At 39.2% G+C, this 6,902-nt stretch carries 9 protein-coding genes; all 9 read right to left on the bottom strand.

The window, feature by feature from the left end; all coding sequences use genetic code 11:
* A partial coding sequence (locus JW841_05645; GenBank protein MBN1960409.1) for a GIY-YIG nuclease family protein occupies positions 1 to 178 on the bottom strand: 178 nt, incomplete at its 3' end.
* A 25-nt stretch (positions 179 to 203) separates the two neighbouring features.
* A complete protein-coding gene (locus JW841_05650) occupies positions 204 to 629 on the bottom strand; it encodes an IS5 family transposase (protein ID MBN1960410.1) in 426 nt (141 codons plus the stop codon).
* On the bottom strand, positions 590 to 958 hold the full coding sequence (locus tag JW841_05655) for an IS5 family transposase (GenBank protein ID MBN1960411.1): 369 nt from the start codon (positions 956 to 958) through the stop codon (positions 590 to 592). Before JW841_05655 ends, JW841_05650 begins: the two co-directional genes overlap by 40 nt.
* Positions 959 to 1,202: 244 nt before the next feature.
* Positions 1,203 to 2,228, bottom strand: coding sequence for a sulfate ABC transporter ATP-binding protein (gene cysA, locus JW841_05660; protein ID MBN1960412.1), 1,026 nt, complete (start codon positions 2,226 to 2,228; stop codon positions 1,203 to 1,205).
* A complete protein-coding gene (gene cysW, locus JW841_05665) occupies positions 2,212 to 3,132 on the bottom strand; it encodes a sulfate ABC transporter permease subunit CysW (protein MBN1960413.1) in 921 nt (306 codons plus the stop codon). Before cysW ends, cysA begins: the two co-directional genes overlap by 17 nt.
* A gap of 1 nt (position 3,133) precedes the next feature.
* A complete protein-coding gene (gene cysT, locus JW841_05670; protein MBN1960414.1) occupies positions 3,134 to 3,988 on the bottom strand; it encodes a sulfate ABC transporter permease subunit CysT in 855 nt (284 codons plus the stop codon).
* Between the two features lie 58 nt (positions 3,989 to 4,046).
* Complete coding sequence (locus JW841_05675) at positions 4,047 to 5,036, bottom strand: sulfate ABC transporter substrate-binding protein (protein MBN1960415.1); 990 nt, start codon at positions 5,034 to 5,036, stop codon at positions 4,047 to 4,049.
* Positions 5,037 to 5,113: 77 nt separating this feature from the next.
* Entirely contained in the window at positions 5,114 to 5,650 is a 537-nt protein-coding gene (locus tag JW841_05680) for a hypothetical protein (protein MBN1960416.1), read from the bottom strand.
* 57 nt (positions 5,651 to 5,707) lie between these two features.
* Positions 5,708 to 6,325: a hypothetical protein gene (locus JW841_05685; protein ID MBN1960417.1), complete on the bottom strand. Its 618-nt coding sequence runs from the start codon at positions 6,323 to 6,325 to the stop codon at positions 5,708 to 5,710.
* Between the last annotated feature and the right edge of the window lie 577 nt (positions 6,326 to 6,902).

A 6,902-nucleotide genomic window follows, 5' to 3' on the forward strand; every position in this document is an offset into this window, starting at 1 on the left:
GCATATCATCAAGTAGCTCATAATAAACTAAATATTGAACATTATAACGACTTGTAAAACCACCCGCTATGCCATTTTTATGTTGCCAAGCACGCTTAACCAAATCACTAGTTACACCTATATAGAGTGTACCATTGCGTTTACTAGCAAGTATGTAAACTGCAGGCTGCTTAAACATTTTTCTCCCCCATCTGAGATGTTTTTTAAATACGAAGCCATAACATACTGCAACCAATAGCGATAACCGCTGCATAATTGCGCAAAGTCTTTTCATATCTCGTTGCAAAACGACGTGCCTGTTTTAATAAATTGAATGTACACTCTATTTCCGAACGAGCCTGATATAAATTTTTATCATAATCTATAGTGACTATACGATTAACCTTTGGTGGAATAACATCAATGCATTGTAGATGATTCAATTGTTGTCTAAATGCATCGGAATTATACGCTTTATCCGCTAGTAAACAGTTAGGTTTGATACGTTCAATCAAGTCAGAGGCTACAACAAGATCATGTCGTTGACCTTCGGTAATTTTATACTCTACAGGCAAACCTAAAGCATCTACCACAAGATGTACTTTAGTGCTTAAACCACCACTTGAACGGCCAATAGCATTCTTATTAATCCCCCTTTGCCACCTGCTCCGTGCTGATGAACACGGTTAGTAGTGCTATCAATGCTATGCCATTCGTTATCGATATCACTTTGCAGGAAATAAAATAGCCGATCCCATTTTCCTGATTTTGACCACCTATCAAAACGATTAAATACAGTTTTCCATGGACCAAATTCTTCTGGTAAATCTCGCCATGGTACTCCTGTTCGTCGCCACCATAAAACTGCTTCTATAAAATTACGGTCATTAATTCCATGCCTACCACAACTATGTTCTTGTTCTAGAAACGTAGTGATTTTGCCCCATTGCCGCTCATTTAACATACGTCTTGCTGACATAACCAGCGTAGATCATAAACATGATCTCTGTGCAATAATTATATTTTTAACTAGATTCCCGCTTTCGCGGGAATGACTCTACGAGTTATTTTATATTTAGGGACACGCCCTAATTGAATTTAAACTATTATAATTAAGATAACTCGTATTTATGTGTAACTTCAAATATTTAATGACCTGTCCTAAAACGCGATAACCAGCAAAAACCAGCATTCATCCAAATGTAAAATATATAAATACTATCTTAAACCGGATAAGCCCGGGCAAAAGCAATCTCTGCTGCAATACGTGAGCCGACATTTAAACCATCAAGCAAATCGCTACTTTGGGGAAAATGCGCATTAATCATCCCTACTCCATCAATATCTGCAGTTATACTCACGCGATCACCAAGTGAAGTTATGCGTTTAATAGTACCAACGCCATTTTCATCTTGCCACAGCTTAAAATCATAACTTCGCACTAGTAAATGGACATTCGTTCCATCTGCAATATCATCTACTGGTGTCGTAAGTGCACCCACAATAGCTTGTCCGTCTTGCACAATAGCATTAAAAATATTCACTTCACCAAAGAAACTGGCGACAAATTCACTAGCCGGCTGTTCAATGATTTCTGGCGGACTAGCTGCTTGCTCAATACGACCTTGGTTTACAATTACTACTTGGTCAGCGACATCAAAGGCTTCATCTTGATCATGAGTGACAAAAACCGAAGTAACGTGTACTTCGTCATGCAACCGCCGTAACCATCTTCTTAATTCTTTGCGCACTTTTGTATCTACTGCGCCAAAGGGTTCATCAAGCAATAATAAACGTGGTTTTGGAGCAAGAGCACGAGCAAGTGCTACACGCTGGCGCTGCCCTCCTGAAAGTTGGTTTGGGTATCTATCACCTAAACCGTGCAAACCAACAAGACTCAACAATTCTCGTACTCGTTCGCGCTGTGCTATACGCGGTACTCCCTGCACCGAAAGGCCGAAAGCAATATTGCTTGCTACGCTCATATGACGAAACAAAGCGTAATGCTGAAATACAAAACCAACCTGGCGCGCTTTACTATCAAGATGATCTACTGCAATATTATCAATATAAACTTTTCCACAATCGGCAAAATCAAGACCAGCAATAATTCGTAAAATAGTGCTTTTACCGCCACCAGATGGCCCTAATAAAGCAACTAATTCACCACGTGGTACAGCAAAACTCACATCATCGAGCACTACGAAACTACCAAAACGTTTACACAGATGCTCAATCCGGATTGCCACTACTTTGCTCCTCAATTATGGGCCCAACGATTCGCTGCATAATCACACCACGTTTTAGATTCTGTTTACTTTGCCATTCAACATAACTTTTGATTGCTAAAGTAAAGAGTGCAAATAGCGTTAGCAATGATGCACAAGCAAAAGCACCGACAAATTCATATTCGTTATAACGAATTTCTACTAGCAATGGTAAGGTGTTAGTTAAACCACGAATATGGCCAGATACTACTGATACCGCACCAAATTCACCCATAGCACGAGCCGTGCTTGTTGCTACACCGTAAATTAATCCCCATTTGATATTTGGTAAGGTAACTCGCCAAAACATCTGCCAACCATTAGCACCTAGTACTTGAGCAGCTTGCTCCTCTTCGCGACCTTGAGTGGTCATTAAGGGAATTAATTCTCTTGCTACCATGGGAAAGGTAACAAATAGAGTGGCTATAACAATACCAGGAGTTGCAAAAATAATTTTGATGCCTAGTGAATCTAAAATTGGTCCGAATACTCCATGACGACCAAAAACTAAAATATAAATTAAGCCTGCGACTACTGGTGAAACCGCAAATGGCAAGTCAATAAATGTAACCAAAATAGTTTTGCCAAAAAAATCATGTTTAGTAACCGCCCAAGCTGCGGCAATACCAAAAATTGCATTGGTGGGTACCGCAATAAAAGTAACTAGCAATGACAATTTTATAGCACTGAAGGTTTCTTTATCTGCAATAGCATCTAAATAACCATCTATGCCTTGAGCAAATGCCTCATGTAATAGCGCAATTAAAGGAGCTAAAATAAAAATAGCGACAAAAATACAAGCTATGACAATTAGCACATATCGTAAAAATATGGGGGTTTGTTTGTGCTGAGATGGTGTTTTTGCTAATTTGAGCAAAGCACTCATGTTATACACTGTCCCCATTTATCGTATTTTGCGAATTTGGCGTCATCATGCTGCGATTTTGCCAACGCGATAATGCATTTAGCAACAATAAAATTAGTAATGAGATAAAAAGCATTGCTATAGCCAATATCATTGCACCAGCATAATCATATTGCTCAAGTTTGGTGACAATTAACAATGGAATAACTTCTGTTCGCAAAGGTAAATTACCTGAAATAAAAACTACCGAACCATATTCACCCAGCCCCCGCGCAAAAGCTAGGGTGAAGCCAGTAGCTAATGCTGGAGTTAGTTCAGGTAAAATGATGCGACGAAAAATACAAAAACGATTTGCCCCTAATATGGCGGCAGCTTCTTCGACATCAGAATTTAGATCTTGAATAATTGGCTGAACCGTACGCACTACAAAAGGTAATCCAACAAAAATTAACGCTACCAAAACGCCCAATGGGGTATAGGCAACTTTTATACCTAATTTTGCAAGCTCTGCACCAAATATTCCATTCTGGCCATAAACCGCAGTTAGCGCTATGCCAGCTACAGCAGTTGGCAGAGCAAAAGGTAAATCGATAACCGCATCAAAAATTTTCCGCCCAAAAAAATCATAGCGCACCAAAACCCAAGCCACTATCAAACCAAAAACTACGTTTATCGCTGCGGCAAATGCGGCTGTTGATAACGATAACGATAGCGCAGCACGTACTCGCACATCACCAAGCGTATTAAAAAGGTCGGCAAATGATAAAGAAGCACTTTTCCATCCCAAGGCTGTAAGTGGCATCACAACAATAACACTAAGCCATAGCATGCTATAGCCAAGCGAAAGCCCTTTGCCAGGTAAACGCATTTGCTGCATTGCTAGTTTCGGTTTAAATATCGCTCTAATAGTATGTCGTAAAACCATCATATATTTACTAACGACGCGGTTTATATATTTCGTCAAAAACACCACCATCATCAAAATGGCGATGTTGTGCTACTGCCCAGCCACCAAAGTCTGAAATCCTCACTAAACGTATTTTTGCAAATTGTTTTTCAAAAATTTTAGCGACCAATGGCCTGGTTGGTCGATAGTAATGCTCAGCAGCTAGAATTTGCCCTTTTTCAGTGAATAGATATTCAAGATAAGCTTCGGCGATTTTACGCGTTCCATGAGCATCTACCATTTTGTCAATTAATGCCACTGGAGGTTCAGCAAGAATGCTTAGTGATGGCATAACTATCTCTACTTCATCTTCAAATTTATGCTTTGCTAAAAATGCCTCATTCTCCCAAGTTATTAAAACATCACCAATTTTACGATTAATGAAAGTCATCGTTGAACCGCGCGCACCAGAATCAAGCACCGGCACATTTAAAAAAAGTAAAGTAATAAAAGCTTTAGCTCTGGCTTCATCATTACCACCTGCGGCTAAACCATATGCCCAAGCAGCAAGATAGTTCCAACGTGCTCCGCCTGATGTCTTAGGATTTGGCGTAATAACCGTAACATCGGGACGAGCTAGATCGGGCCAGTCACGAATGTTTTTGGGATTACCCTTGCGAGTTAAAAAAACAATTGTGGATGTATAAGGACAACTATTATGTGGAAGTCGACTTTGCCAGTTAGTTGGTAAAAGACCGCTACGTTTAGCAATAGCATCAATATCATAAGCTAATGCTAAAGTTACTACATCAGCCTCTAAACCATCGATTACAGCACGAGCTTGCTTACCTGAGCCGCCATGAGACTGATTTATGTTAATTGTCTGGCCAGTTTTTGATTTCCAATGGTCTTTAAAAGCTTTGTTGAATTCAACATATAATTCGCGCGTGGGATCATATGACACATTTAATATATCTTCAGCATTGGCAATATTTGCCCCTAATGTGATTATCACAATAAAAAGTAGTTTACCAAACATGTTCTAATAACCCTGTTCAACAATTAGTGTAATAATAGCGGCTTACCATCTATATTGTTTTTTTAGCAAACCAATTATCATCTTTGACGACGAATGTATTCTATCATTTTTGCTTCATTATTAAGCATATTACATGGGACATCACTTAATCTTTGAAATGCATAAGTACTCTTGGGACGAGTAGCTGGCAGCGGCTCTCCTGGCATAACTGGCAACAAAAGATCTAAACTGACTACGTCACTCTTATCGTAAGTTTCTAATAAACGCACTCTTTCACGACCAGATTGATACATTCCTGAAATATCAGTACGAACAAAACAACTATGACCGCCTAAATTTACAATAACGCTGGTGCCATCTTTAAGTTCAAAATTATAGGTTATCTCTTTGCCATCGCGACGTTCAACAATACGATAAGTACCAGCAACTGCATCTTTGATACGTGCACCGCTATGTCCAACTAAAGATAGTGTTGCCGAACTGCGTCCATCAATCGTAACTTCTGTACGTCTATCGCTACCATTCCAAATAAATAATTCACCACTACCAAATATAATTTTGCTACATGAAGTAGTGGCGATGAGAAAAAAAACCGCGAATAAAAAACTTCGCATACTCCACCTCCAAAAAAACATTAAACAACCTTTTATTAATGCTTAATAAAAAAACCTCTAAGCTGTAAAAATGAAAAGAATAATATGTGATGTAATGCCAATTACAACAAATAATATAAAATATAAAACCGCATATGCCGCTGAAAAAACGGCTAATATTGGAGCACAAGCTTCGCGTTTTACACCTAAAACAGTAAATGCACGATAGGCAATGAAAGCACCATAAAGAGCTAAAATGAAAACGAATAGCCGTGAAACAAAAAACAGGGATAATGGTGCTGTATCCGGTACCAAAAATAACGCACCAGAAAGCCATAGAGGTAGCGATGCAAAACCGGTAATTAATAAAGCCTCACGTTCGCGAATTTGAGTCTGAAATTGATGCACCATTGTCGGTAATATTGCCCCAAGTATTAACCAAACCCCTGCCTGCAATATAAAACTGCTGATAGCGAGAATGATTGCCGTAGTAGGTGCATCTAAAATAAGCGAACGCAAAAAAACAGTTATCGGTCTTATAGCTAATGGAGGAATAAAATAAGTATATATTTCACGTAGAAATATACGACTTGGCTGCAAATGCAAATGAAGAAAATCATCAGGAGAACGCAAAAAAACTATTAACTGACGCCAATGCTTAATGGTTTCAGTTATTTTGTTTTGCCAAATAGCCATAGCTCTTTTGCCAGCGTTCCTTTAAGATTTAACAAAATAAATTTAATGTTTTGCCTTTCGTCTCATTAGTAGCGACAGTCGCAAATCTAATTGCTGCTGGCAAGGTTATTTTAGGGGGTGTCCCTAGTAACGATTGTCATCTTATAGCAATTTCCTCTTGAATTGATCTGCTGCGACGCTACATACCTACCTACAAATGGCGGCCTCGTCCTTAAAGCTGCTCGAAATATGTCTACTATTCCTGCGCTGCTCACTCCTCAGGCGCCATTTTCGGCGACGGTCTGTCGCGTCTCGCGACAATCACTTTAAGAGGCAACTGCTTAAGTTTAATCATGAGCACATTTTTAAATAAATCGAGCTATTTGCGCTGCGCGCAAAAAAAACAAAAATTCAATGTTACTTTTAGCTAAGAATTAGGTGGGTGCTTTGATCGCCTCACGCTAAGCTAGCTTCAGAGTCGATCAGATTAAGAAATCTACTGTAGGCATAAGCAGAAGGAATTGCCTTGCTACCATAATGAGGGTCAAAGCCGCAAAGTTGACGTAACTCACCATTACGCCATAGCTCGCGTAATAAA

Source organism: Deltaproteobacteria bacterium (assembly GCA_016931625.1).
In the GTDB taxonomy this organism is placed as follows: domain Bacteria; phylum Myxococcota; class XYA12-FULL-58-9; order XYA12-FULL-58-9; family JAFGEK01; genus JAFGEK01.

Coding starts and splice junctions, on each gene's coding strand:
- JW841_05655 (MBN1960411.1), bottom strand. CDS start 958: ATGTCAGCAAGACGTATGTTAAATGAGCGGCAATGGGGCAAAATCACT.
- cysW (MBN1960413.1), bottom strand. CDS start 3,132: ATGAGTGCTTTGCTCAAATTAGCAAAAACACCATCTCAGCACAAACAA.
- cysT (MBN1960414.1), bottom strand. CDS start 3,988: ATGCAGCAAATGCGTTTACCTGGCAAAGGGCTTTCGCTTGGCTATAGC.
- JW841_05675 (MBN1960415.1), bottom strand. CDS start 5,036: ATGTTTGGTAAACTACTTTTTATTGTGATAATCACATTAGGGGCAAAT.
- JW841_05680 (MBN1960416.1), bottom strand. CDS start 5,650: ATGCGAAGTTTTTTATTCGCGGTTTTTTTTCTCATCGCCACTACTTCA.
- JW841_05685 (MBN1960417.1), bottom strand. CDS start 6,325: ATGGCTATTTGGCAAAACAAAATAACTGAAACCATTAAGCATTGGCGT.